This window comes from Nocardia sp. NBC_01327 (assembly GCF_035958815.1).
Lineage (GTDB): Bacteria > Actinomycetota > Actinomycetes > Mycobacteriales > Mycobacteriaceae > Nocardia.
Window position 1 is genome coordinate 722,111 of the sequence record NZ_CP108383.1, and the last position, 24,829, is coordinate 746,939.

At 66.6% G+C, this 24,829-nt stretch carries 23 protein-coding genes; 11 read left to right on the forward strand and 12 right to left on the reverse strand.

What is annotated here, in order from left to right:
- Nucleotides 1-356 precede the first annotated feature (356 nt).
- A complete protein-coding gene (locus OG326_RS03135) occupies nucleotides 357-2,738 on the reverse strand; it encodes a molybdopterin-dependent oxidoreductase (RefSeq protein WP_327143125.1) in 2,382 nt (793 codons plus the stop codon).
- A gap of 191 nt (nucleotides 2,739-2,929) precedes the next feature.
- Nucleotides 2,930-3,412, reverse strand: a complete 483-nt coding sequence (locus OG326_RS03140) for a hypothetical protein (RefSeq protein WP_297619475.1) — start codon at nucleotides 3,410-3,412, stop codon at nucleotides 2,930-2,932.
- A gap of 351 nt (nucleotides 3,413-3,763) precedes the next feature.
- Between OG326_RS03140 and OG326_RS03145 the strand changes: the two genes are divergently transcribed.
- Together OG326_RS03145 and OG326_RS03150 are read left to right on the forward strand one after the other, a co-directional pair.
- Nucleotides 3,764-4,348: a DUF4282 domain-containing protein gene (locus tag OG326_RS03145; protein WP_327143126.1), complete on the forward strand. Its 585-nt coding sequence runs from the start codon at nucleotides 3,764-3,766 to the stop codon at nucleotides 4,346-4,348.
- 40 nt (nucleotides 4,349-4,388) lie between these two features.
- Nucleotides 4,389-5,261: a helix-turn-helix domain-containing protein gene (locus OG326_RS03150; RefSeq protein ID WP_327143127.1), complete on the forward strand. Its 873-nt coding sequence runs from the start codon at nucleotides 4,389-4,391 to the stop codon at nucleotides 5,259-5,261.
- A gap of 95 nt (nucleotides 5,262-5,356) precedes the next feature.
- Here OG326_RS03150 and OG326_RS03155 read toward each other — a convergent pair whose 3' ends face one another.
- Nucleotides 5,357-5,755 (reverse strand): MarR family transcriptional regulator, encoded by a 399-nt coding sequence (locus OG326_RS03155; protein WP_327143128.1) that lies wholly within the window; start codon nucleotides 5,753-5,755, stop codon nucleotides 5,357-5,359.
- 87 nt (nucleotides 5,756-5,842) lie between these two features.
- On the opposite strand from OG326_RS03155, the gene OG326_RS03160 reads away from it, so the two are divergent.
- Nucleotides 5,843-7,312: an MFS transporter gene (locus OG326_RS03160; protein ID WP_327143129.1), complete on the forward strand. Its 1,470-nt coding sequence runs from the start codon at nucleotides 5,843-5,845 to the stop codon at nucleotides 7,310-7,312.
- Nucleotides 7,313-7,454: 142 nt separating this feature from the next.
- Here OG326_RS03160 and OG326_RS03165 read toward each other — a convergent pair whose 3' ends face one another.
- Nucleotides 7,455-8,021, reverse strand: coding sequence for a dTDP-4-dehydrorhamnose 3,5-epimerase family protein (locus OG326_RS03165; RefSeq protein ID WP_327146346.1), 567 nt, complete (start codon nucleotides 8,019-8,021; stop codon nucleotides 7,455-7,457).
- Nucleotides 8,022-8,023: 2 nt separating this feature from the next.
- Nucleotides 8,024-8,896, reverse strand: coding sequence for a glucose-1-phosphate thymidylyltransferase RfbA (gene rfbA, locus OG326_RS03170; RefSeq protein WP_327143130.1), 873 nt, complete (start codon nucleotides 8,894-8,896; stop codon nucleotides 8,024-8,026).
- Nucleotides 8,897-9,140: 244 nt separating this feature from the next.
- Here rfbA and OG326_RS03175 point away from each other — a divergent pair, with 244 nt between their 5' ends.
- Nucleotides 9,141-10,136 (forward strand): alpha/beta hydrolase, encoded by a 996-nt coding sequence (locus tag OG326_RS03175; protein ID WP_327143131.1) that lies wholly within the window; start codon nucleotides 9,141-9,143, stop codon nucleotides 10,134-10,136.
- A 96-nt stretch (nucleotides 10,137-10,232) separates the two neighbouring features.
- On the opposite strand, the gene OG326_RS03180 is transcribed toward OG326_RS03175, so the two are convergent.
- The gene (locus tag OG326_RS03180; RefSeq protein WP_327143132.1) at nucleotides 10,233-10,940 is read right to left on the reverse strand and encodes a hypothetical protein; all 708 of its coding nucleotides are present in this window, start codon (nucleotides 10,938-10,940) and stop codon (nucleotides 10,233-10,235) included.
- 433 nt (nucleotides 10,941-11,373) lie between these two features.
- Here OG326_RS03180 and rfbB point away from each other — a divergent pair, with 433 nt between their 5' ends.
- Nucleotides 11,374-12,378, forward strand: coding sequence for a dTDP-glucose 4,6-dehydratase (gene rfbB / locus OG326_RS03185; RefSeq protein ID WP_327143133.1), 1,005 nt, complete (start codon nucleotides 11,374-11,376; stop codon nucleotides 12,376-12,378).
- Nucleotides 12,379-12,393: 15 nt separating this feature from the next.
- Here rfbB and OG326_RS03190 read toward each other — a convergent pair whose 3' ends face one another.
- The 3 genes from OG326_RS03190 to OG326_RS03200 all read right to left on the reverse strand — a co-directional run bounded on the left by OG326_RS03190 (nucleotide 12,394) and on the right by OG326_RS03200 (nucleotide 16,157).
- The gene (locus OG326_RS03190) at nucleotides 12,394-13,488 is read right to left on the reverse strand and encodes a hypothetical protein (RefSeq protein WP_327143134.1); all 1,095 of its coding nucleotides are present in this window, start codon (nucleotides 13,486-13,488) and stop codon (nucleotides 12,394-12,396) included.
- Nucleotides 13,489-13,509: 21 nt separating this feature from the next.
- Nucleotides 13,510-15,108, reverse strand: a complete 1,599-nt coding sequence (locus tag OG326_RS03195) for a DUF2142 domain-containing protein (RefSeq protein WP_327143135.1) — start codon at nucleotides 15,106-15,108, stop codon at nucleotides 13,510-13,512.
- A 74-nt stretch (nucleotides 15,109-15,182) separates the two neighbouring features.
- Nucleotides 15,183-16,157, reverse strand: a complete 975-nt coding sequence (locus OG326_RS03200) for a glycosyltransferase (RefSeq protein WP_327143136.1) — start codon at nucleotides 16,155-16,157, stop codon at nucleotides 15,183-15,185.
- 79 nt (nucleotides 16,158-16,236) lie between these two features.
- Between OG326_RS03200 and OG326_RS03205 the strand changes: the two genes are divergently transcribed.
- Together OG326_RS03205 and OG326_RS03210 are read left to right on the forward strand one after the other, a co-directional pair.
- A complete protein-coding gene (locus tag OG326_RS03205) occupies nucleotides 16,237-16,728 on the forward strand; it encodes a GtrA family protein (protein ID WP_327143137.1) in 492 nt (163 codons plus the stop codon).
- Nucleotides 16,729-16,853: 125 nt separating this feature from the next.
- The gene (locus OG326_RS03210; protein ID WP_327146347.1) at nucleotides 16,854-18,755 is read left to right on the forward strand and encodes a glycosyltransferase; all 1,902 of its coding nucleotides are present in this window, start codon (nucleotides 16,854-16,856) and stop codon (nucleotides 18,753-18,755) included.
- 250 nt (nucleotides 18,756-19,005) lie between these two features.
- On the opposite strand, the gene OG326_RS03215 is transcribed toward OG326_RS03210, so the two are convergent.
- Entirely contained in the window at nucleotides 19,006-19,596 is a 591-nt protein-coding gene (locus OG326_RS03215; RefSeq protein ID WP_327143138.1) for a TetR/AcrR family transcriptional regulator, read from the reverse strand.
- A gap of 21 nt (nucleotides 19,597-19,617) precedes the next feature.
- Between OG326_RS03215 and OG326_RS03220 the strand changes: the two genes are divergently transcribed.
- The gene (locus OG326_RS03220; protein ID WP_327143139.1) at nucleotides 19,618-19,998 is read left to right on the forward strand and encodes a hypothetical protein; all 381 of its coding nucleotides are present in this window, start codon (nucleotides 19,618-19,620) and stop codon (nucleotides 19,996-19,998) included.
- On the forward strand, nucleotides 19,995-20,546 hold the full coding sequence (locus OG326_RS03225; protein ID WP_327143140.1) for a hypothetical protein: 552 nt from the start codon (nucleotides 19,995-19,997) through the stop codon (nucleotides 20,544-20,546). The genes OG326_RS03220 and OG326_RS03225 overlap by 4 nt, the downstream gene beginning before the upstream one ends.
- Before the next feature lie 186 nt (nucleotides 20,547-20,732).
- Here the strand turns inward: OG326_RS03225 and OG326_RS03230 are convergent, their stop codons facing one another.
- Nucleotides 20,733-21,581, reverse strand: coding sequence for an SDR family oxidoreductase (locus OG326_RS03230; RefSeq protein WP_327143141.1), 849 nt, complete (start codon nucleotides 21,579-21,581; stop codon nucleotides 20,733-20,735).
- Nucleotides 21,582-21,850: 269 nt separating this feature from the next.
- Between OG326_RS03230 and OG326_RS03235 the strand changes: the two genes are divergently transcribed.
- Together OG326_RS03235 and OG326_RS03240 are read left to right on the forward strand one after the other, a co-directional pair.
- Nucleotides 21,851-23,035 (forward strand): serine hydrolase domain-containing protein, encoded by a 1,185-nt coding sequence (locus tag OG326_RS03235; protein ID WP_327143142.1) that lies wholly within the window; start codon nucleotides 21,851-21,853, stop codon nucleotides 23,033-23,035.
- A gap of 11 nt (nucleotides 23,036-23,046) precedes the next feature.
- A complete protein-coding gene (locus OG326_RS03240; RefSeq protein WP_327143143.1) occupies nucleotides 23,047-24,567 on the forward strand; it encodes an alpha/beta fold hydrolase in 1,521 nt (506 codons plus the stop codon).
- Nucleotides 24,568-24,640: 73 nt separating this feature from the next.
- Here the strand turns inward: OG326_RS03240 and OG326_RS03245 are convergent, their stop codons facing one another.
- Entirely contained in the window at nucleotides 24,641-24,820 is a 180-nt protein-coding gene (locus OG326_RS03245; protein ID WP_327143144.1) for a hypothetical protein, read from the reverse strand.
- Between the last annotated feature and the right edge of the window lie 9 nt (nucleotides 24,821-24,829).

Below are 24,829 nucleotides of genomic sequence, written 5' to 3' on the forward strand. Positions count from 1 at the left end.
CTTTGGTAGCTGAATACCGGATGGAAGAGGCTCGGCCACGAACTTCGGCCATCCGAAATCCTATACGGTTTAACTATATTCGTCTGGCGAATGAGTGAACCGGCATATCTGCCCTGTTCGGGCGTGGTCGACGGGAGCCGGATAAACCTTCCTGGGCGAGGATCCTCCCGGATGAAAATATCCACAAGAGTCTTTCGTCGCATAGCTGCGCGGATGCTGCACCGCGCACCCGGGGCCGGAGGGCCGAGAACCCCAGGGCGCGCAGTGATTTCGCAATACTGATTTGTCCCTATTGCAGAGTTTTGTCCGGTTACCGCCGGGCGTCATCCCCCTTGCATGAACCGCCCGGTCAGTTTTCAGGCGGGCGTCAGCGTGACCGGAACGCCATTGAAGACCGCATTGCCCGACGGCGCGTCCACCAGCGAATCATCGGTCAGCACATTGGCATTCACGCCGGCGTGGGCACTCGCCACCGTCTGCTCGCTGCCGGAGTGGCCCCAGCCGTGCGGCAGGCTCACCACCCCCGGCATGATGTCGTCGGTCGGCTCCAGATCCACGGTGAGCGTGCCCGCCGCCGACTTCACCACCGCATGCCCGTCCAGCCCCAGCCGCGCCACATCCTCGGGATGAATGTGCAGCGTGCACCGATTGGACCCGCCCATCAGCGGGCCGACATTGTGCAGCCAGCTGTTGTTGGAGCGTAGCTGCCGCCGCCCGACCAGCACCATCTCCGGCGAGGCCGCCGCCAGCCGTTCCCGCAGTCGCACAACGTCATCCAGCAGCTCCGGCGGTGCGAGCTCCACCGCCTTCGACGCCGTCCGCAACAGCCCGGGCAGACCCGGCCGCAATGCCCCGAGATCGATGCCATGCGGATTGTCCAGTAGCACTTGCAAATTCAACCCATGCATGCGCCACGCAGGCTCGTCCACAGGCACTGCAGAGTCGTCCGCGTCGACCGAAGCGTGCGGCGCGTGCGTACCTTGCGCGGCGTGTGAAGCGTGCGTGCCGCCGGCATCCGCCCCGTGCCCCCCGTCGTCCCGGCGTGCTTGTGGCCGGGATCCACCACTGGAATCCGCCCGCAGCCGATCGGGATTCCACTCCCCGTACGCCCCGAGCCGCAGCATCAGGTCGATGCGCTGTTCGGTCGTGTTCGTGCCGATCAGTTCCGCCCGGCGGTCCGACAGCCCCGCCTTGTGCAGCATTCCGGCAATGATGAATTCATCCACAGCCGCCAGCGGATCGACGCCGGGCTGCGGTTCCTGCCCGCTGACGGCCAGCGCCAGGCGCGCGAGGATCTCGGATTCGGCGAGACCGTCGCCGAGCGGGACCAGCGGCGGGGAGTACCGCGCGTAGTTGTGCACCGCGAACTGCAGCAGCGCGAAATCGTAGTGCGGGGACTGCAGAATGCGCGGCGGCGGCAGGATGACATCGGCGTGCCGGGTGGTCTCGTTGAGATACCGATCGACGCTCACCATGAAGTCGAGCCCGGCGAAGGCCGCGTCCAGTCGAGTGCCGCTCGGGGCCGAGAGCACCGGGTTGCCCGCGACGGTCACCATGGCGCGGATCCGGCCCTCGCCCTCGGTGAGGATCTCGTCGGCGAGCGTGGCCACCGGGAATTCGCCCATGGCCTCCGGCAGCCCGCGCACCCGGCTGGTCCAGCGGCCGAGGCGGAACGGGCGGGTGCGCACGATGCCGAGCGTGGCGCCGGTGGCGAACATCGCGCCGCCGGGGGAGTCGAGATTGCCGGTCAGCACATTGACCACATCCACCAGCCACTGCGTGAGTGTGCCGAACTCCGCTGTGCAGGTGCCGATTCGGGCGTAGACGGCCGCGGCCGGCGCGGCGGCCAGCTCGCGCGCCAGCCGCAGGACGGTCTCGGCGGGCACTCCGGTGCGCTCGGCCACCACGGCGGGTGTGAAAGGCGCTGCCGCCGCACGTACTTCCTCGAGCCCTTGCACGTCGATGCGCACGGAGGTGAGATCCTCCGCGAAAAGTGTGTTCACGATTCCGAACAGCAGGTAGGCGTCACTGCCGGGCCGGATGAACAGATGCTCGCTGGCGAGCTTGGCGGTGCGGGTGCGCCGCGGATCCACCACGACGAACCGTCCGCCCCGTTTCTTCAGCGCCTTCAGGCGACCCGGGAAATCGGGTGCGGTGCACAGTGACCCATTCGATTCGAGCGGGTTCGCACCGAGCATGAGCAGATAGTCCGTGCGATCCAGATCGGGCACGGCCACCGTGAGCGGATCGCCGAACAGCAGTCCGGAGGACACCTGCTTGGGCATCTGGTCGGCGGTGCTGGCGGAGAACAGGCTCCGGGTGGCGAGCGCGCGAATGAGGATCGGTACGTACAGCGCCCCGGCGACGGTATGGGCATTGGGATTTCCCAGGTACAACCCGACCGACTGGTTTCCGTGCTCACCCGTGATCTGCGGCAGCCGCTCCCGAATGACGCCGAAGGCCTCGTCCCAGCTCGCCTCTCGCCAGGCGCCGGTGGCCCGGTCGCGAATCATGGGCGCGGTCAGCCGGTCCGGATCCTCGTCGAGATGTCCGAGCGTCGCGCCCTTGGGGCACAGGAAGCCCCGGCTGAACGGGTCCGCCTGATCGCCGCGCACCGCCGTGACGTGGTCGGCGGCATCCAGGGTGAGCTCGAGTCCGCACACCGCCTCACAGAGCGGGCAGGTGCGCGGCAGCGTCCGCGTGGCAGGTGCGGCAGCGGTTTCCGTGACGTGGGTCATACCTCATCATCGCCCGAATTCGGCAGTTCCGTACCGCCGTGTTCGGAAAACGCCCGCCACCTGGAGGCATATCGACTATCGATCAAAAGGCAACGTTTGCCCCCGGGTACGCGAAAACCGCGGATGCCGGGGAGCATCCGCGGTTTCGTGGTTCTGGGCTATTCGCTAGCGGGAAGAGCGCCTGAATCGCTTCACGAGGCGATACGGGCTACCTGCGGTCGCACACCCTTGGCGGCGGCGCGCACGGCGGCGGAGATCGCCACCACCGGCGGGATCCAGCGGGCCTCGTGCGGAGCGACGCTCCAGCAGGCCGAGCCGTCGAACAGCTGGGTCGGCGGCAGCGGGATGCCCGCACCGTCGGTGTGCACGACCGCACCGGCCGCGCGCAATGCCTCGAGGGCCAGGGCGGCCTTGCGAAGCCCGGTGACCAGGTGGATCTCGCGGCGCTCGGCGCCCGGGATCTCGATGATCGGTCCGGTCAGGTCATTGGCCCGAAGGAAGCGCCGTACGAAGGCGGCGGTGTCGCCGGTGACTTCGATACCCGACAGATTTTCGTCGGTGATCAGGCTGATTCCATTGGCCGTTTCGGCGACCGTCCATCCACGCTCGGTGTATTCCTGCGTGGAGGCGGCCAGTGCTGCCGCCATGGCGGAAGACGAAAACGTCGTGCGCACTGGTTTCTCCATTCCCCGGTAGATCTGCGTCCTGCTCTGTGCGAGGTATCGGAACCTCATGCCCGTTGCGTTACAAGCTCATTTTCTGGAGTCACTGTTCGAGCCTCCAAAAGTGACGCCTCGCCATTGGAGCTGTCACCGACGCGCCTCTGTCACATCTGGGACAAAACGGGCCTCGGGTACTGCTGCCTGCGAAGACGGCGTCAAGGGAGGTATCGGGCCCGGCGGGCCGATTCTTACCGTCAAAGCCGGGAAGTGTTCTAGAACACACTGTTTCGAGCTGTCCCGGTGCGGGGATAGCGATGAGACTTCGCTTGGTCGAAAAGATCTGCGGGAGAGGAGATCGTCGGCATGGCCGATCAATCGAGCGGGAACGCAGCGGAACTGGCTGCGCTCGAGGCCGAGGAGTTCGAGGTCGGGCGGTGGGCGGCCCTGAAGGAATCCGCGACCCGGCGCAGGAATCGGCGGCTCGAGGCGGAGGCCGCGATCGACGAGCGGCCGGTCGAACCCTTCACCAGCCCAAGCGCTTTCGGATCCTGGAGTGTGGAGGCGGCGAAGTCGCTGCTGGACCTGCAGTTCAAGCGCTCGGCCACCCGCACCCTGCTGCCGCTGGCCTATCTCCTGGGCCTGGCAGGCGCTTTCGCCATTCCGGTTGTCGGAACCGTGGGGCTGTGGCGTGTTTCGGCATGGCTGGGCGTGGTTTTCGCGGTGGTGTTCGCGATCCCGCTCGCCCTGACGATCGCCGCCGTGGTGCGACTGCTGCTGGAGTTCGTGCTCAATGCTTCGCGGCTGGCCACCCGGGTGGAACACATCTCCGAGTTGGCGGACGACCTGTTCCAGGCGCTGTCGGATGTGGCCGAACCGGTCAATCAATTGTCGGAAGACGTTCGGGCCGTGCAGTTCTGGCGCTATCGAGGGCGGTCCTCGCGCAAATAATTGTGCGACAATGCGATCGCATGACTCGTAAGGGGGAGGGATGGCACTACCACAGGGGATCACCGGATCCACCATGCCGCGGCGGCAATTGGGTCGAAACCTGCGTGACCTGCGTAATCGCGCGCGGATGACGACCCGGGTGGCAGCGCAGCGGCTGGAATGGTCCGAGGCCAAGATCTGGCGCATCGAAACCGGGCAGACCTCGTTGCGCAGCCTGGATGTCGAGGCCATGTGCCGCATCTACGGCGCTCCCGAGGACGCTATCGAGCCGCTCACCGCCCTTGCCCGGGAAACCAAGGCCCGCGGCTGGTGGACCGAATTCGGCGATGTGATCGACGAGGGGTACGAGGTCTACATCGGCCTGGAGGAGGCCGCCGCCCGGCTCACCACCTACGAAAATGAGTTGGTGCCAGGGCTTTTGCAAACCGAGGCGTATATGCGCGCGGTGCTGGCCGGCGCCTATCCGGGCATCTCCGCCGAGCAGATGGACCGCCGGGTGCGGGTCCGCACCGCCCGGCAATCGCTGCTCACCCGCGCCGAATCACCACTGCAGGTGGATGTGGTGATCTCCGAGGCGGTGCTCTGGCATCGCATCGGCGGCGACGAGGTGACCGTCGGCCAGCTGGAGCGACTGCGCAAACTCGGCGAACTGTCGAATGTGCGCCTGCGCCTGCTGCCCGCGGACTGCGGCTATCACCACGGCATGGATGCCGGGCGCTTCGTGCTGCTCGAATTTCCCACTGCCGCAAACGAAAACACCGAACCGCCGGTGGTCTACGTCGAATCCCTCACCGGAGCCTCGTATCTGGACAAGGAGCCCGATGTGGAGCGCTACCGCGAAGCCTTCGCAGCCTCGGCTTCCATTGCGGTGGACGCACTTCCGATGATCGATACAATCCGCGCCGCAGTCTGAGCGCTACGCCGTGTGATCTGACGGCTAGGCCGTGAGAACCGCCCCGCCATGCATGGCATGACGGGGCGGACCGCGCTGTGCGGTGACCGTTCCGGTCAGTGCAGCGACTGTTCCAGTACTTCGCGGTGCGTCGGCGCGGCCGCGGAATGTAGTTCACGCCCCTTGTCGGTGAGGCAGACGAAGATGGCCCGCCGGTCCTCGGTACAGAGCGTGCGGTTGACGAGTCCGTCGCGTTCCAGCCTGGCCACGGCGCGACTGAGCGCGCTCTGGCTGAGGTGGATGTCATTGGCGAGATCGCTCATCTTGTAGGTCTCGCCGCCGGCGTCGATGAGCCGGTCCAGGGTTTCGAATTCGCTGAGCCCGAGGTGGTGGCGGCCCTGCAGTTCCTTTTCGAGGGCGCAGGAGGTCGTCGCGTGCCTGGTCAGCAGATCGCGCCATTGGGCAACCAGGGCGTCGGGGACGACCTGCTCGACAGGCGCTGTCGGCTTCGGCATGCCCGCGATCTTAGCCCGCAGCCGCAACCCATGCAACTGCATTAAATGTGTAGACAATAAATGCACGCGCATGTACCGTCCTCTCTCGTGACTTCCACAGACACTCGCCCCGCAGTGAGCACCGCGGCCGACTCCTCCACGCAGTGGACACCTCGGCTCTGGGGCATGCTCATCACCCTGTGCATCGTCCTGTTCCTCGACGGCCTCGATGTGTCGATGATCGGCGTCGCGCTCCCGTCCATCGGCACCGAACTCCACCTCGGAACCTCCACCCTGCAGTGGCTGGTCTCCGGTTACGTCCTCGGCTACGGCGGTCTGCTGCTGCTCGGCGGCCGCACCGCCGACCTGCTCGGCCGGCGCAAGGTCTTCCTGATCGCCCTGGCCGTCTTCGCCATCGCGTCCCTGGGCGGCGGACTGGTCAGCTCCGCCGCGCTGCTGATCCTCACCCGTTTCGTCAAGGGCCTGGCCGCCGCGTTCACCGCGCCGACCGGACTGTCCATCATCACAACGAATTTCGCCGAAGGACCCGCCCGCAACAAGGCGCTGTCCATCTACACCGTGTTCGGGGCCGGCGGTTACTCCATGGGCCTGCTGTTCGGCGGTCTGATGACCGGCTTCGGCTGGCGCTGGACCTTCCTGCTGCCCTTCCCGATCGCGATCGCCGCGCTGATCGCGGCCTTCTACCTGGTGCCCAAGGACAAGCCCGCCGAAGAGGGCGGTCACGATCTGCTCGGCGCGCTGCTGTCCACCGCGGGCATGCTGCTGCTGGTGTACACCGTGGTCTCGGCGCCGCAGGCCGGCTGGGCCTCCGCCCGCACCGTGCTCTCGTTCGTGGCGGTCGCCGCACTGTTCGCCGGTTTCGTCGTGGTCGAGAAGCGAGTGCGCTACCCGCTTGTCCGCCTGGGCATTCTGAAGAAGCCGACCCTGTGGCGAGCCAGCCTGGCCATCATCGCGGTCGCCGGATCGTTCTTCAGCTGGCAGTTCATCACCACGCTGTACCTGCAGGACACGCTCGGCTGGACCCCGCTGCACCTGTCGCTGGCACTGCTGCCGGTCGGTGTGCTGGTCGTCGCCTCGGCCTTCATCTCCGACAAGCTGGTCGACCGCTTCGGCACCGGCCCGATCATCGCGGTCACCATGGTGATCATGGCCATCGGCTACCTGATGTACCTGCGCCTGGACACCTCGCCCGCCTACCTGACGGTCCTGCTGCCCGCCGTGCTGCTGGTCGGCATCGGCTGGGTCGGCTTCCCCGCCATCAATATTCAGGCCACCAGCGGTATCGACGATGACGAGCAGGGCCTGGCGGCCGGCGTTCTCCAGACCTCCATGCAGGTCGGCGCGGCCATCGTGCTCGCGGTGACCACCGCGATCATCTCCTCCGGTTCGCACACCGGCACCAGCCCCGCCGAGGCCCTCGACAACTACCGCCCCGGGCTCCAATTCGCCGCCGGCGTCGCCATTGTCGGCGCCCTGGTAGCCCTCACGGCCTTCCTCCCCAAGCGCCGCGCCCGCAAGGCCGCGGCCGAGGAAGCCGAGGTCGCGCTGGTCGGCTGATCCGCACCGCCTGGTTTCGGCCGACAGGCACGCCGGACCCCGCCCGCCGCTCACACGGGCGACCATCCGGCCACGGCAGAAAAGCGCTGGGGCGCACCGCGATTACGCGGTGCGCCCCAGTTGCGTATCGGGGGAATGCTCGTCAGTGCGGGAGTTTCAGGTCCGCCAGGCAGGGGGCGGCAGCGTCCTTGGGGGAGCGGGTGAACGTCATCGGGTCGCCATTGCGATCCACCGCGGGCCATTCGATACCGAGCTCCGGGTCGAAAGCGTCCAGGTCCCGGTCGAATTCGGGGGAGTACTCCAGTGAGCACAGGTAGATGACGGTGGAGTCGTCCTCCAGGGACAGCAGTGCGTGCCCGAGACCCTCGGCGAGGAATACCGATTTACGCTCCACATCGTCGATGACGACGCTGTCCCACTGCCGGAACGTCGGCGAATCGGGCCGCAGATCCACCACCACATCCAGGAACGCCCCGCGCACGCAGGTCACGTATTTGGCCTGGCCGGGCGGGGTTTCGGTGTAGTGGATACCGCGCAGCACACCGGCGGCCGAGGTGGAGGTGTTGACCTGCAGCAGATCGAACGGCCGCCCCACCGTCTTCTCGAACTCCGAGGACTTGAAGGTCTCGGCGAACACCCCGCGTTCGTCGCCGTGCAGGCTGGGGGTGAATTCCCAGGCGCCCGGAATCGACAGTTCCCGAATCCGCATGCTCATTCTTCTCGTCCCTGTTCCAGCAGGCCCAGCAGGTACGCGCCGTATCCGGAGCGCACCAGCGGTTCGGCCGCCGCCCGCAACTGTTCGTCGTCGATGAATCGCATCCGCCAGGCCACTTCCTCGGGCACGCCGATCTTCAGACCCTGTCGTTCTTCGATGGTGCGCACGTAATTGGCGGCGGCCAGCAGCGAATCGAAGGTGCCGGTGTCGAGCCAGGCGGTGCCGCGGTGCAGCACCTCGACATTCAACCGGCCCTGTTCGAGGTACGCGCGGTTGATATCGGTGATCTCGTATTCGCCGCGGTCGGAGGGCTTCAGCTCGCGCGCGATCGCGAGGACGTCGTTGTCGTAGAAGTACAGCCCGGGAATCGCATAGCTGGAGCGCGGCGCCTTCGGCTTCTCCTCGATGGAAATGGCCTTGCCGTCGGCGAATTCGACCACGCCGTACGCGGTCGGGTCCGAGACCCGGTACGCGAAGACCGCGCCGCCGTCGACCTCGGCGTAGCGGCGCAGATTGGTGCCCAGACCGGGGCCGTGGAAGATGTTGTCGCCCAGCACCAGTGCGGCTGGCTCATTGCCGATGTGGTCCGCGCCGAGCACGAAGGCCCGGGCCAGCCCGTCCGGCTGCGGCTGCACCACATAGCTGAGGTTCAGCCCGAACTGGCTGCCGTCGCCCAGCAATCGGTGGAACGCCGCCGAATCCTCGGGGGTGGTGATGACCAGGATGTCCCGGATGCCCGCCAGCATGAGGGTGGACAGCGGGTAGTACACCATCGGTTTGTCGTAGACGGGGACAAGTTGTTTGCTCACCCCGCGCGTTATCGGGTGCAAACGCGACCCGGTGCCGCCCGCCAGGATGATTCCACGCATGTCACAAGAGTCTGCCAGTTCGATCGCGAGCGAGAGCGGGGAGGTTCCGAGTCGACGGCGAAACGATCACATGCGTTTGCCGCCATACCGATACGGCGATATCTGTTGCGTAGGTCACGTTCCCATGGTGTTCTGAAACAACGCTATGTGAGATGTCAGCGCCGACTCTCCCGCACCGGGCGCCGAGCCCTTCTTCGGTCACCGGACGAACGGCTCGGCGCGCCAACAACGAAGTAGGTGCGCAATGGCGACGACCCGCAACGTCCACTCCGCCGATCCGGTGATCAATCCCGACAGTGTCAGCGTCTACGCGCGCACCCTCGAGGCCGCCTGCCGAGCCACCATCCGTCCCGCCGGCGAAATGATGACGCTCAGCGCGGGCGCCATGCCGGTGGTCAGCGGAGTCATCAACACCCTGGCCAAACTGCGCCCCGCCCCGCGCGGAGTGGAACGGGAACAGGTGCGGCTCAACGGCTTCCGCATGGAGATCGTGCGCCCCGCCGGAGCCCGCAGCGCGATGAGCGAGGGCGTCGTCATGTACATGCACGGCGGCGGCTTCTTCCTCTGCGGCCTGGACACGCATCGGCCCGTGGTGGCCGCCATCGCCCGCCGCACCGGTATGCCGGTGGTGAGCGTCGAGTACCGGCAGCTGCCCGACACCGATATCTCGGGTTCGGTCACCGACTGCCTGACCGCCTACAAGTGGCTGCTCGGACACGGCGTGCCCGCCTCGCGCATCGTCTTCGCGGGCGACTCCGCCGGTGGCTATATGACTTTCGCGACCGCACTGCGCGCTCGTGATGCCGGACTGCCGGTGCCCGCCGGTCTGGTCGGCCTGTGTCCCGCGCTGAATCTGGACTGCACCGAGAAGCGCGCGCATCCCAACTACCACCGTGATTCGCTGATTCCGCTGTCCGCCTTGGAATCGGTGGTCAAGCTCGGCGCCGAGGTGGACGGGCGGCTGGATCCGCAGCTCTCGCCGGTCAACAATGTGCTCGTCGGGTTGCCGCCCGCACTGCTGATCGTCGCCGAGGACGAGGTGCTGCGGCATGACAGCGAGCTCATGGCGCAGCGGCTGGCCGCCTCGGGAGTGCCTGCGACGCTGGAGATCTGGCGTGGTCAGGTGCACGCGTTCATGGCCATCTTCCCGAGCATGCCGGAGAGCCGGGCCGCGCTGGCGCATGTCGCACAGTTCGTGCGCGAGCGCATCGAAGCAGGCCGGGTCGCACGCACCGCCTAACGCGCACTGCATAAAACGGGCGAACCCGCTCGACCAGGTGGTCGAGCGGGTTCGCTTGCGCCGGAACGCCGGACGCGTTCCGAACTACCGGCCGTATTACTTGGCCGGGGTGAAAGGCGCGTTGATGGTGGTGAAGTACTGCACCGCGGCCAGGATGGCGACCGGGGCGGTCACCAGCAGCTGACCCGCGAGGGTGCCCAGGAAGCCGATGGCGGCCATGCCACCGAGGCAGCCGAGGACGGCGGCGGGAACGATCGGGCCGAAGAGGCCGACGATGGCCGCAGCAGCGGCGCCGGCGCCGATGACGCCACCGATGACACAGCCGACAGCCGCGCCACTGATGCCACCGACGAGGGTGCCGATGGTGGCGCCGGTCGCGATGGTGTCCTTGAGGCGGTTCCAGGCGGCCTGCTCACGGTCGTACGGGGACTTCCACGGGGCGGTGTCCTGGAACGGCAGGTCGACCGGCTTGTAGACGGCGTGGTCCACATCGAACTGCGGGGTCAGCGTCGCGACGTTGTCGCTGATCTGCGCGGCGATCGGGAACTGGAAGTCATCGACACGGAAGCTCAGATCGGTGCCCGCGACGGTGGTGCCGTCGGCGGCCTTGATCTTGAAGACACCGTTGTCGTTGACCAGCGAACCACCATCGGTCTTGATGATCGTGCTGGCGTCGGTGGTGGTGGCGGTGTAGTTGATCGGCGCGTTGGCGTCGGCAGCAGGCGCGGCGTTCACGGTGCCGGCGGTGACGCCCATGGCCGCGATCAGCAGCGCCGACGTGGCGGCGAATTTCCTCATCAGCATTTGTTGCAAACCTCATCGGAATAGCTCGGGGGGACACGGGAATACAAATCCAGGACAGCTAACGTGCGGTGAACCCACCGTGACCGTTCGTTCAAATTCCGTTCACCTCGGTGATCACGCGCTTCGTCAGGTTCTGGAAATCCCCTGCGTACGTATGGTTTTCAGGTCCGCTCCCAGCCACCCGGTTCGTTACTGATCGGTCTGTTTGTGGTCAAGGTCACAGCACGTGCTTGAAAACCGGAATGATCCTGACCGGAAATTCTCGAAGAGTCCACGAAATTGCAACTCTTCGGATGAAAGTACGAATATTGTTGGGCTAACTTGTTTCCTTCTTGTAGCCGATTCCGCTCACAGGAAACTCACAGCGAGTGTAGGCCGCGCAACATGGAGTCCCCATGGCAGCGGCAGACCAAGGCGACGTAGGGTTTTCGGTGTGCGAGTGCTCGTAACCGGAGGCGCCGGCTTCATCGGCGCGAACTTCGTTCATCAGACCGTGACCCGTCGTCCCGACGTCCATGTCACCGTGCTGGACAAACTCACCTATGCGGGCAATCGCGCCTCACTGGCCGCCGTTGCCGACCGGATCGAGTTCGTGCAGGGCGACATTGCCGATCCGGCACTGGTCGACCGGCTCGTCGGCGGTGTCGATGCGGTGGTGCATTTCGCCGCCGAATCACACAATGACAATTCGCTCGCCGACCCCTGGCCATTTGTCCAGACCAATATCGTCGGTACGTATTCGCTACTGCAGGCGGTGCGCCGGCACGAGGTGCGCTACCACCACATCTCCACCGATGAGGTGTACGGCGATCTCGCACTGGACGATCCGACCGCGTTCACCGAGGTCACGCCCTATAACCCGTCGAGTCCGTACTCGGCGAGCAAGGCCTCCAGCGATATGCTGGTTCGTGCCTGGGTGCGCTCCTTCGGGGTTCAGGCCACACTTTCCAACTGCTCCAACAACTATGGCCCGTACCAGCACGTCGAGAAATTCATCCCTCGCCAGATCACCAATCTCATCGACGGTGTCCGTCCCCGCCTCTATGGCACCGGACATCAAGTGCGCGACTGGATCCACGTCGACGACCACAACAGCGCCGTATGGGAAATTCTGGAGCGCGGCCGAATCGGACAGACCTACCTCATCGGCGCCGAGGGCGAACGTGACAACAAATCCGTTGTCGAGCTGATTCTGGAAGCCTTCGGCCGCGATCGTGACGACTTCGATCACGTCACCGATCGTCCCGGTCACGACCTCCGCTATGCCATCGATTCGACGCTGCTGCGTACCGAACTCGGCTGGAAGCCCGAATATTCGGACTTCCGTACCGGTTTGGCCGCGACGGTGCAGTGGTACCGCGACAACGAGGCCTGGTGGCGCCCGCAGAAAGACACCACCGAAACGGCGTATGCGGCCGCGGGAGAAAAAGTTCTGTAACCCCGGAAAGGCGCACTAGGGGCGGGTGAGCCCGCCCCAATCGCGCCGATACGCCGCCCAATCCGCTGGCGTCGCTGCGAAATCCACGTACAATGCCACCCCGAACGTCCGGCGGTCGAGCGCGGTGCGCCCCAAACCCAAACGGACACCGCGTATCGCACTCGCCACCGTCTCCGCCGCACCGTGGTGACCGAGGTCGTCGGCCCAGAAGGCGGGCAGTCCGAGCAGCAGATCCACCTGCGGCGGCGTGACCTGAAGCGCCAGCCGGGTCTGCTGCGCGACGTATCCGCCGTAGAGCGAGCCCGTCGGCATGGCGGTGTCGTAGGACATCATCGCGATCTGGTCCACGCGCCGCGCCACCGATGCGAAATAGGCTTGCGACCACCACTTTCCGTGATCGGCCAGCGCCAAGCCCAGCACATGCAGGCCCGGCAGCGGATCGATGACCGGTGCGGACACCGACAGCAGCGCCTGGCGGGCGGCGGTCACGGGACGCACCCGATCGAGCAGGGTCAGGAATCCCGCCGAACCCGAGCGCACCGGCTCCAGATCGAAATGGATGCCGTCGAATCCGAGATCCAGCACCTGGTTCGCGGCGGTGACCATACGGTCGCGGGTGGCGGCATCGTCGAGGTTCAGGCCGTCGAATTCGGGGGCCAGCACATCGCCGAGCCAGGACTGCACCCGGAGGCCGGGCAGCAGCCGATGCACCGTCTCGACGAACCAGCGGGCTCGGGGATACAGCTCCGGCGGCAGGGTGCCGTCATGCGCGAGCGGGCCGGTGTGGACGTAGAGGTCCTTGATCCCGGTGCTGGACAACAGGACTCCGAGCTGGGCGACATCGGCCTCGGTCTTGCGGCCGTCCACCCAGGCGTGCCCCAGCCACACCGCGTCTCGGCCGCGCGTGCGCGCGGATGCGGCGGGCGTGCCCGCATCCTGCAGGCGCAGATAGACGGCCGCGGCCCCGATCGGCGCCGGCAGGATGCACACGATGACCAGCAGAACCACCGAGATGCGCCGCCACCGCGGCCAACTCGGCCGGCGGGAGTCGCCCCGCCCTGTTGTGCCGGTGGCCGCGACACGGCGTCGCAGCCACCCCCGTGTACCCACCTCCGCACACTACCGAGCGGGTCAGCCCCAGACGATGGTCGAATACTTGATCACGGCTGCGGCGAGCGCGACGGTGACGGCCACGACCACCGTGATGGCCGGACCCTTGGTCGGGATCCTGCCCTCGGAAGTGGTGAGGCGCAAAGGCATCCAGCGCAGCAGCACGGCCAGGAACAGCAGCGCCAGCGGCACGAAGTAGCGGCCCTGGACGCCGTCGATGATGAAGTAGCCGACCGGCGTGAAGGACATGTACAGGGTCACGTAGATCATCGCGACGCTGGCGAGCATGGTGAGCAGTACCAGCCAGGTGCGCAGCCGGTCACCGGTCAGGCGGTCGGCGATGCCGAGACTCACCACGAAGGCCAGCAGGCTGGCGCAGATGGTGAGCGCGGGGACATCGATGTACGCGAAGCCGAGCTCACCGAAGAACTGGGTGAACCAGCGCTGATCGCGGCGGGCGATGCTGTCGCCGAACACCCGCAGGAAATGCCCGGGGTCGCTGAGGATTCCGTGCAGCTGATCGCCGGGCCGCACACTGCCCCACTGCTCCTGCGGGCGCATGAGGCTCATACCGTCGCCGGTGGGTGCGGCGATCTTCATCCATACGGCGAAGGCCACGGCGCCGATCCCCGCACCGGCCCACGGCAGGATGCGCTGCCAGAGCGCCGGTCGGTCGGCGCTGCCGAACCCCAAGCGCTGCGCGGGAATCAGCACGATGAGCATGGCCAGCAGCACATAGGTCGGCTTGCAGACCGGCAGCAGGATCGCCGCGGCCAGTGCCGCAACGGTTTCCGGCCGGGACAGGCGCGTGCCGAGGAACAGGCTCTTGACGATGAGCGCCGAAACCAGCAGTGCCAGTGCGTTGGTCACCGTATCGGCGGTGACCGTGCCCGCCTGGAACACCGCGATCGGCAGTACCGCCACCGTCAGCGCCAGCCACTGGATGCGGTGCCCGCGCAGGGCGCGCACCGCGAACGCGACGATCACGAGATAGGCGATGAGCCCGGCCCAGCGGGTCGCCAGCACCATGCCGCCGACATTGAAGTCGAAGGCCTCGGCCAGCCGAATGCCCGCCGCGGCAGGCAGATACGGGACGAGGGAGTAGGCGGCGGTATTGGTGAACCACACCTGCTTGGTCTGGGACGACACCGCCTGGCCGCCGAGTTCGTCGTAGCCGTGCGGATCCTCCACCATGGGATCCTGCTCGTCGGGACTGTTGTTCACGTAATCGTTGTGCGCGTAGCCCATGAGCGCGTCCACGCTCGCCGGAACGTCGCCGCCCCACGCGGGACCGCGATCATCATGGATCTTCTCCGGCAGGAACCCGCCGTGCGCCACCTGATAGGCCCGCCCGAACTGGGTGATCTCGTCATGCCCCCAGAACGGCGGCGTCAGTACCGAGAACACCGCGCCGAACACCCCGGCCAGCAGCAGGAACACCAAAGTCGCGGTGCCGAAACGCCGTTCGATCCGGGCCGCGACCCGCTGCACGCCGGTCTGCGGCTCGGGAACCGGCGCCGGTGCGATCTTCGTCGGCTGTGCGACGCCGGGCGCCTCCACGGTCTCGGGCTGCGCCGCATCGGGTTCGAGATTGCCGTTATCGCTCACTTCGGTTGCCACAATGTCCGATTCTGCGGGACGGGTGGTGGGTGAGGCGGTAGGCGGGGGTGTTGCGTCCGGTTCGGTCCGGATCGTCATCGGCGGGTACCACCCGAGCGTTCATCGGCGCATTCGTCCGCGCCGACAGCCGAATAGCGCAGGTACATGAGCCGCGCGGCCTCGTGCCGGGACCGGCGGATGCCGTCCAGGACCAGTCCGGCGGTCCAGGCGAGACTGCCCAGCAGCATCAGCGTGAAGCCCAGGAACAGCGTCGGAAAGCGCGGGACCGAATGGATCTCGTAGAACTGGATCACTATCGGCGTGATCAGGATGATCGAGATGATCCAGGCCAGGGTGCCGAACAGGCCGTAGAAGGCGACCGGGCGTTCGTGCCGGGCCAGGCCGACGATCAGCCGCAGGATCTTGAAGCCGTCGGTGTAGGTGCGCAGCTTGGATTCGCTGCCCTCCGGCCGATCCTTGAAGCCGACCGGCACGGCCGTCTGCGGCACCCGCAGATGCAGCGTGTGCACCGTCAACTCGGTCTCGATCTCGAATTCGCGCGATACGGCCGGGAAGCTCTTCACGAAACGCCGTGAGAAGACCCGGTATCCGCTCAGCATGTCCTCGACGTTCTCGCCGAACACCTGCGCGACCACGCCATTGAGCACCTTGTTGCCGGTCGCGTGGCCGGGCCGGTACGCCGACTCGCCCGCTAGTTCGCGGCGCACACCCAGGACATGGTCGTACGGTCCCGACAGCAGCGCCTCGATCAACCGCGGTGCGGCGGAGGCGTCGTAGGTGTCGTCGCCGTCGATCATCAAATAGACGTCGGCCTCGATATCGGCGAAGGCGCGGCGCACCACATTGCCTTTGCCCTTGCGGTATTCATGACGGACGATCGCGCCGGCCTCGCGCGCCCGCTCCGCGGTCGCATCGGTGCTCAGGTTGTCGTAGACGTATACGACAATTCCGGGCACGGCGGCCTTGAGGTCGCTGACGACCTGTGCGACCGAGGCCTCTTCGTTGTGGCACGGAACCACTGCGGCAATTCGGAGCTCGGTGGGGTCCACCCGGTCAATCCTCGATGTGATCGGAAGGCGAATACGAACACGGGGAGGGTACCCGAGATCGCTGCGGTACCGTCGCCGAGTGTCCAGCAGTGAGTCGGTAGCCGTCGAGAACGGCCGGGAGTCCTTCATCGGCAAGGTGCGCGCGGCACTCAAGCAGGGCAGCGCATTCCTGGTTGTCGGCGCGCTCGGATTCGTGGTGGATGCGGGCACCTACAACCTGCTGGTGTTCTGGGGCGGGGAGGGTGTGCTGTTCCATCAGCCGCTGCTCGCCAAGATCATCGCCATCCTGGTGGCCACCGTCGTCACCTATTTCGGCAACAAATGGTGGACATTCGCGCACAAGAAGGGCGGCAGCCCGACCCGCGAATATGTGCTCTACGCGCTGTTCAATGTTGTCGCCATCGGGCTGCAACTGGGCTGCCTCGGGTTCTCCCGCTACGTACTGCACCTGTCTAGTCCGTTGGCGGACAACATCTCCGGCACCCTCATCGGGCAGATCGTGGCGGTAGTCTTCCGCTACTGGGCATATGACAAATTCGTCTTCACCGGCGCGCGCGAAGAAGCGCGTTAACGCGGGTTCGCGCTGCCACCACCGGAGCTCATTGCTATTCTCTGCGCGCCGAGGGTGACAAGTGGGGTGCGTCCCACGTCGTATGTTGCCGGTGTCTATTTTTTCGAGGGATGTCGAGGGATTTCATGGATGCGTCGGCTGGACAAGCCGTGACCGAAATCAGTGACCCGCAGACTGCCGGGGCCCCCGCGACTTTGCGCGCGGAGCACGTGGCTCCCGAGCGGCTGGTGCTGGCACGCGGCCTGTTCACCGGACCGGCGCAGCGGATCAGCGATGAGCTGTACGCGGTCGTGAAGGGCGGCAAGGCCCACCGCGAACGCTTCAGCCTGCGGCTGGAGAAGGGCGCCACGGCACACACCAATACCTACTTCGGGAGATTCGCGGCCAGCTACTGGCAGCGCTGGACCACCGTCACCGCGGTCCAGGTCGCCATGACCCTCGAGGTCGCGGGTCGCACCAAGGTGCGCCTGGCGGCCTCCGATATCGCCGGTCACCGGCGTGTTGTCGCCACCGCCGAAACCCGGGAGACCGGGCGGCTGGTGCTGGACACGGCACTCGACATGTTCATCGACGGCGGCGCGCTGTGGCTCGAGATCGACGCCATCGGCGGCGAGGTCACCATTACCGACCTGGAGTGGACCGCGCCCGCACCGGAGACCGTGCGCCCGGTGGCCATTGCCATCTGCACGTTCAACCGCGCACCGGACTGCGCCGCCACCATGGCGGCGCTGGCCTCGGACGCGACCGTGCTGTCGTCCATCGATGCCGTGTACGTGGTCGATCAGGGCACCGATCTGGTGCAGGATCAGCCGGTGTTCGCCGAGACGGCACCCAAACTGGGTGACAAGCTGCGCTATATCCGGCAGCCGAATCTCGGTGGCGCGGGCGGTTTCACCCGCGGGCTGTACGAGGTGTCCGGCGCCAATCAGCATGCCGACGTCATCCTCATGGACGACGACATCCTGTGCGAGCCGGAAACGGTGCTGCGGCTCAACGCCTTTGCGAACATGACCGTGGAGCCCACCCTGGTGGGCGCGCAGATGCTGTTCCTCTACAACCCCGACTATCTGAATGTCGGTGCGGAGGAGACGGATCTGGGCAGGCTGCGGCACGGGCAGAAGGTGTCCAAGGCGCTGCGCAATACCAGCATGCTCAAGAAGCATCAGGAACGCCGGGTGGACGCCGGCTACCAGGCCTGGTGGACCTGCCTCATCCCCGCCGAAGTGGTGGCCGAGATCGGCCTGCCGGTGCCCATCTTCTTCCAGTGGGACGACGTCGAATACGGCCTGCGCGCTCGCGAGCACGGCTTCCGCACCGTCACGCTGCCGAATGCGGCCGTCTGGCATGCCGACTTCTACTGGAAGGACTTCGACGACTGGGCGCGCTACTTCTCCTCGCGCAACTCGCTCATCGTCTCCTCCCTGCACACCGATCTGGATCCGAAAGCCGTTACCCGGCAACTCTTCCGGGAGATCAGCGAATACCTGGTCGGTATGCAGTACGGCCTGGCGCACACCACGCTGCAGGGCATCGAGGACTATCTGCGCGGCCCGAAGGCGCTGCAGGACGGCGGTATTGCGGCCCTGGCCGCCGCGCGCGGTTCGCGCGGCGACTACCCGGAGACCGTCAAGCATCCGGCGGCCACCGCGCCCGTCGTCAGCGCACACGTGCAACAGCGCCGGGCCGGCGGTGAACCCAGCCGCCCGCTGCTGATCCTGTTCAAGCGCGCCCTGAACCAGTGGACCGGCCGCACCATCCACGGTGTCATCGGCGTCACCCGCGAGGACGCGCACTGGTGGCACGTGGGTCTGTTCGACCATGTGGTCGTCACCGATGCCTCGCAGTCCGGGGTACGAATTCGTCAGCGGGACAAGGAAACCGCGCGCCGTCTACTGGTGCGCGCCTACCGCGTCCTCAAGCGCCTCCGCACCGAACTCCCGGCCCTGCAGCAGCAGTGGCGTCATGCCGTGCCGGAACTCACCAGCCGCGAGAACTGGGAACGCCTCTACGGCATCGACCCCAAGTGAACTGACCTGAACGACCGAGCGGCCGCACCCACCAGGGTGCGGCCGCTTCGTCATTGCCGCCGAGTTCCCGGACCGAACAGACTGTGCGGCAATGACTCCGAACAGCGTGTGCGGCAATGGCACCGAACGTCCTGTGCGGCAATGACTCCGAACAGCTGTGTGGCAATGCCGCAGCCCTCCTACGGGGGCGATATCGACTGTTCGGCCGATTGCCGGTGGTCGGCCGACTGGCCGGTCGTGACGAGGCTGTTCAAGCGTGGGCGGTGAGCAGGGCGCGGGTGGCGGCGGCGAGGTCGGCCTCCAGCCACTCCGGTAGTTCCTTCGACTGGGCGTGGCGGCGCAGCGCGGAGTAGGGGAGATCCACGACCGCGCGGGTGACGGCGTCTATTTCGCGTTCGCCGGCCGCGCCGTAGATGCCGTGGGCGATGCGGTTCAGCAGTTGGAGGAGCGGAGCGTTCATTTCCGCGCGGCGTTCGCGGAACTGCGCGTCGGGGCCGCCGTCCAGCAGATCGCCGAGGCGCAGGTTCAGCATGAGCCGGGCATCGTCGGGGAATTCGCGGCCGAAAGCGAGGGCGGCGCTGGTGATGACGACGGCCGCCTCGATCGGATCATCCACTTCGGTGGCGGTCAGCACCCCGGCTTGGAAGCGTTCCAGCGCGCGCAGCCAGGTCGCGCTGAGCACCCCGTCTCGATTGCCGAAGCGGTGATAGAGGGTGCCGACGGGCGCGCCGCTGGCCTCGGCGATGGCAGCCACACCGGCCGCGCGGGGGCCGTCGCGCAGCACCAGGGTGCGGGCTGCGTCGAGGATCACGTCGGTGCTGTGCTTCCGGGGAGGTGCCATGAACTAGTACAGTCCTTCTATATGGAGCGTTTGCCCTATATCGATCAGCATTCCACATCAATCGCCGCCGATCGCACCCGGGCCTGGGCTGCCCTACTGCGCACGACCTGCAGGAACCCGGATGATCTCAGCACACTCCCACCCGGTTTCACGCTCGACGAGGCCGACCCGCCCGCCCGATTGTCCGCGATAGGCCGCCACCCCTTCTCCCGCTACCGCCTCACCTTCACCCTGGATGAGATCGACCCGCACACCACCCGCCTGACCGCCCTGACTCACGCCGCGTTTCCCGGGCTGCACGGTGGGATCTACAAAGCCCTGGTGATCGGCACCGGCCTACACCGCCTGGTTGTCCGAGAAATGTTGCACCGCATAGCCGGAGCAGCGGAGGAGCGGTCATGACCGGGCCACGGTCGTGGATGCCCGGCCGATACTGGGGTGTCACGGCCGCCGAAGTCGGCATGGAATTGCCTTGTGACAGTGAACTTTCCGGCCGGACGGTGGTGTGCAACCGAGCCGTCGATATCGCCGCCCCGCCAGAACTGGTATTCGCCTGGGTGTGCCAGCTGCGCGCAGCCCCGTACAGCTACGACCTACTGGACAATTTCGGCCACCGCAGCCCTGTAATCCGCGACCCGACGCTCACCGAACTCGTTGCGGGCCAGCGTTTCATGAGGCTGTTCGCGCTCACCGGATACACCCCGGGCGCACAGATCACCCTCCGCGCCTCCGGTGTGGCCGTCACCTATGCCGTACACCCCGTCCTCGCCGCAGGCGCCAGTCGCCTGCACGCCCGAGTCCACTTCCGCGGCCCCCGATACCTTGTGGCCCCACTGGTATTCGGCGACTACCTCATGATGCGCAAACAACTCCTCACCCTGAGGAACCTGGCCGAGAGCGAAGCACACCCTGCTCCGCCCGCAGATGCCGAACAGCCCGTGCCGCACTGACATCGAACAGCCCGCGTACCAGCCGCGCAGTGCCAATACGGGTTGTTCGGTTGCGACACGGACTGTGCGGCCGATGGCAGCGGCGCACCACACCCGCGCTGCATCGCACAACCTGTGCGGCCGCTGCGCGACGGCCGCACAGGCTGTGCGGTCAGTGGGCGGGTTGTGTGGTCGGAGGGAGGGCGGTCAGAGGAAAAGGTCCGTGGTGAGGGGGCCGTCGCCGGGGACTACGCGGTACTTGTCGAGGTCGGTAATGCCGTGGGCGGCAAGGACATCGTCGTCGAGGAAGAAGTTGCCGGTGGTGTCTTTGGCGGGGGAGGTGAGCACCAGGTAGGCGGCATCGGCGTAGATGTCGGGGGTGCGGGAGGAGGCGATCATATCGTCACCGCCGAGCAGATTGCGGACGGCGGCGGTCGCGATGGTGGTGCGCGGCCAGAGCGAGTTCACTCCGATGCCGTACTTGCGCAGCTCCTCGGCCAAACCCAGTGTGGTCAGCGACATTCCGTACTTGGCGATGGTGTAGCCGAGCGAGGCGCCCGCCCACTTCGGGTCCAGGTTCAGCGGCGGCGACAGGGTGAGGATGTGCGGATTCCGGCCGGACTGCGCCGAATCCTTGAGCGCCGGAATGCTCAGCTTGGACAGCAGGAAACTGCCGCGGGCATTGATGTCCTGCATGAGGTCGTACTTCTTCATGGGCAGAAACTCGGTGGGGGACAGGTCGATTGCCGATGCGTTGTTCACCACCAGATCGATGCCGCCGAACCGCGCGATCGTCTGCTGAACCGCCTCGGCCACGGCTCCGTCATCGCGCACATCGCCGACGTACTTCAGTACCGAGCCCCCGGCCTGCTCCAGCTCGGCCGCGGCGGTGTGGATGGTGCCGGGCAGCTTCGGGTTCGGTGTATCGGTCTTGGCGATGAGGGTGATATTCGCCCCGTCCGCCGCCGCCCGGCGTGCGATCTCCAGGCCGATCCCGCGACTCCCGCCGGACATGATCATGGTCCGGCCCGCCAGCGGCTTCCGCGCTTCCGTCATGGTCAGCTCCTGTCTCCTGCTTCGCCCCGGTTCCGATAATCCGCGCGTCCATGCGCAGGCGGAGCGAAACCCCTGATTCGGACAGTAGGGGAGATCGGAGTGTTATGCAACGAGTTGCATAACACTCGTCGAGGTGGGGCTATCCCTACCCTGCGGCACCTGCCACCGCTATCGGCGATTCGGGCGCGAGCCGGATCGGCGGGGCGGGCCGGCGTTCCTAGGCTCGAGGTGGCTGGAGAAACTGGCCTGAACAGGAGGAACGCCTTCTTATGAGCACACCTCGGGTGCGCCGGAGTCGCATTGCACTGGCCGGAGTCGGCCTTGCCGTGGTGCTCGCCTCGGCGGGCTGCACGAGTGCGGGCACGGCCTCGGAGCCAGGCAGTCCGGATCGGAACCGGGCCATTGCGGATGCCATGAACGCGGCGGTCAAGGCCGGATTCCCGGGCATTCAGGTGGTGATTACCCGGCCGGACGGGCAGCGCACCCTGACCGCGGGTGTGGGTGACATCGCGACCGGCGCGCCTATCGCCGACGATGCGCGAGTCCGCATCGGCAGCAATACCAAGACCTTCGTCTCGGTGGTGGTGCTGCAGCTGGTCGCCGAGGGCACGATCGAACTGGACGCCCCCATCGAGCGTTATCTGCCGGGCGTGGTGCAGGGCAATGGCAATGACGGCAATCGCATCAGCGTGCGGCAATTGCTGCAGCACACCAGCGGCCTGCCCGACTACCTCGCGAGCGGCGACCCCTCCCGTACGCCGGATCCGAATTCGCCGCAGCTGAGGGTGGATACGGAGGACATGCGCACGAGGCACTTCGAAGCCGCCGATCTGGTGCGCATCGCCATGTCCATGCCGCCGCAGTTCACCCCCGGCGCGAAGGCGGTGTACACCAACACCAATTACGTGCTGCTCGGCATGCTCATCGAGCGCATGACCGGTCGCCCCGCCGCCGAGGAGATCACCGGCCGCATCATCGACCGGCTCGGCCTGCACGACACCTACTACCCGGCTTCCGGTGAATCCGTCATCCGCGGCGCCCACCCCGAGGGCTATCACGTAATCGACGGCAAGCGAGTCGATTTCACCGACCTCGATCCGTCCTGGGGCGGTACGGCCGGCGCCATGATCTCCACCGGAGCCGATCTCAACCGCTTCTTCACCGCACTGCTGAAGGGCGATCTGCTGCCCGCCGCCCAACTGGCGCAGATGAAGCAGACGGTCCCCTTCGACCGAATGCCCGGCGCGGGTTACGGACTGGGTCTCGTCCACCAGTCCAGTCCGTGCGGCAAAGAGGTCTGGGGACACGGCGGCAGCATTCCGGGCTTCGAAACCCGCAATGGCGTCGCGACCGGCGGCGCGGCCGTCACGGTCACCGTGAACCAGCTGCCGACCGATGAGGCGACCTCTGCCGCCGTCACCAAGGTGCTCGATACCGCGCTCTGTGAAGGATGAGAGAACCAGCCATGCGCCGCACACACGCAATAGCCTTCGCCGCCCTCACCGTCGTCGCCGCGGCCACCGCGGTGACCAGCGCCGTGATCACCGATCGGGCGAGCGCCGACCCGTCCCCGACCGTCGGCCTGGATCGCTTCTACGGTCAGCGCCCCGAATGGAAACCCTGTGACGACCCGAGACTGGACGCCGCCAAGGCCCAGTGCGCCGATATCACCGTGCCACTGAATTACGCTGAGCCGCAGGGCAAAACGATCACAGTCGCGATCTCCCGCATCGCCGCCACCGACCCGGCGCGACGGCACGGCGTCATGCTCTCCAATTCCGGCGGTCCGGGCGGTCCGGGGCTGGACTTCATGGTGGATGTCGGCGCGGCCATGACCCCCGACGTCCGCGCCCGCTACGACCTCATCGGCATGGACCCGCGCGGCGTCGGCCGCTCGACCCCGGTGAATTGCCGGTGGCCCCGCGGCTTCGGCCTGCAATCGGCAGGCATCGATGCCAGGGCGTACGCCGAAACCGTTGCGACACAGGCCGATCTCGCGCAGCGCTGCGCCACCACCGAGGGTGATTGGCTGCGGCACATCACAACCCGCAATACCGCGCGCGATATGGACGTCATTCGCGGCGTACTCGGCGAGGAGAAGGTCAGCTACTACGGCACCTCGTACGGCACCTACCTGGGCTCGGTCTTCACCCAGATGTTCCCGCAGCGCAGCGATCGCATCGTGCTGGACAGCGCGGTCGATCCCGCGCGCTACGGCGCGGTCCAGATGACCCAGGACATGGGCCCCGCGAACGAGGCCGCCCTCGACGCCTGGGCGGACTGGACCGCCGCGCACAATGACGACTACCGGCTCGGCGGCACCCGGGATCAAGTGCGCGCCACCGTGGTCGATCTGATTCGCCGCGCGGCCGAAAAACCGCTCCGGGTCGGTGAATTCGACGTCGATCAGCACGATCTGCCCATGCTGCTGTTCGCCGGACTGGACGATCCGCGGCAGCATCAGCAGGTCGCGGAACAGGTGCGACTGCTCGCCGACGCCGCCGACGGCCGCGCGGTACAGCCCGACGAAGGCACCACCAAAGCCCTCGCCTACATGGTGCGCGCCCTCCCGTCGGACGGTTCGGCGCAAATGGCGATCATGTGCGGTGACGTCGCAGTCCCCCGCGATCCGGCCTGGTACTGGCGCAATATCGAAGCCGCCCGCGCCACCCAGCCGGTCTTCGGCGCCTTCACCAACAACATCACCCCGTGCGCATTCTGGGCGCCCCCCATCGAAGCGCCCACCGTGGTGAACAATTCGATCCCCACCCTGATCGTGCAATCCACCGGCGACACCCGCACCACCTACGCGAACGCCGAAGGCATGCACCGCGCCCTGACCGCCTCCCGCATGGTCACCCTCGACAACGTCGCCATCCACTGGATCTTCGGCCGCTACCCCAACACCTGCGTCTACTCCGCCGTCAACACCTACCTCAAAGACGGCACCCTCCCCACCACCGACCTCACCTGCCAAAAGGACTAGCCCCCTGGACAATCGATCACCAGGAACTGACGGCGGCATCATCCGAGAAACTCCCGCCACAAGTTCCTGGTGATCACTCGTCCAACCCGCACAGCGCCCATTCGGCACTCGCTTTCACGAGATGCCCGCGGGCCTCGAGCCGTTCGGCATAGCGGTAGAGCACCCAAGTGACATCGAGGTGGTCGAGAGTCTCGAGGGTGGGGTGGATTCGTCGAGTGGGCTCTGGTGGTGGGGGTTGGCGGCGTGTCGCCACCACCAGAGC

Coding starts and splice junctions, on each gene's coding strand:
- OG326_RS03215 (WP_327143138.1), bottom strand. CDS start 19,596: ATGGCACCTCCCCGGAAGCACAGCACCGACGTGATCCTCGACGCAGCC.
- OG326_RS03180 (WP_327143132.1), bottom strand. CDS start 10,940: ATGCTGATGAGGAAATTCGCCGCCACGTCGGCGCTGCTGATCGCGGCC.
- OG326_RS03145 (WP_327143126.1), top strand. CDS start 3,764: ATGGCCGATCAATCGAGCGGGAACGCAGCGGAACTGGCTGCGCTCGAG.
- OG326_RS03240 (WP_327143143.1), top strand. CDS start 23,047: ATGCGCCGCACACACGCAATAGCCTTCGCCGCCCTCACCGTCGTCGCC.
- OG326_RS03230 (WP_327143141.1), bottom strand. CDS start 21,581: ATGACGGAAGCGCGGAAGCCGCTGGCGGGCCGGACCATGATCATGTCC.
- rfbA (WP_327143130.1), bottom strand. CDS start 8,896: ATGCGTGGAATCATCCTGGCGGGCGGCACCGGGTCGCGTTTGCACCCG.
- OG326_RS03165 (WP_327146346.1), bottom strand. CDS start 8,021: ATGCGGATTCGGGAACTGTCGATTCCGGGCGCCTGGGAATTCACCCCC.
- OG326_RS03175 (WP_327143131.1), top strand. CDS start 9,141: ATGGCGACGACCCGCAACGTCCACTCCGCCGATCCGGTGATCAATCCC.
- OG326_RS03225 (WP_327143140.1), top strand. CDS start 19,995: ATGACCGGGCCACGGTCGTGGATGCCCGGCCGATACTGGGGTGTCACG.
- OG326_RS03155 (WP_327143128.1), bottom strand. CDS start 5,755: ATGCCGAAGCCGACAGCGCCTGTCGAGCAGGTCGTCCCCGACGCCCTG.
- OG326_RS03210 (WP_327146347.1), top strand. CDS start 16,854: ATGGATGCGTCGGCTGGACAAGCCGTGACCGAAATCAGTGACCCGCAG.
- OG326_RS03135 (WP_327143125.1), bottom strand. CDS start 2,738: ATGACCCACGTCACGGAAACCGCTGCCGCACCTGCCACGCGGACGCTG.
- OG326_RS03220 (WP_327143139.1), top strand. CDS start 19,618: ATGGAGCGTTTGCCCTATATCGATCAGCATTCCACATCAATCGCCGCC.
- OG326_RS03235 (WP_327143142.1), top strand. CDS start 21,851: ATGAGCACACCTCGGGTGCGCCGGAGTCGCATTGCACTGGCCGGAGTC.
- OG326_RS03150 (WP_327143127.1), top strand. CDS start 4,389: ATGGCACTACCACAGGGGATCACCGGATCCACCATGCCGCGGCGGCAA.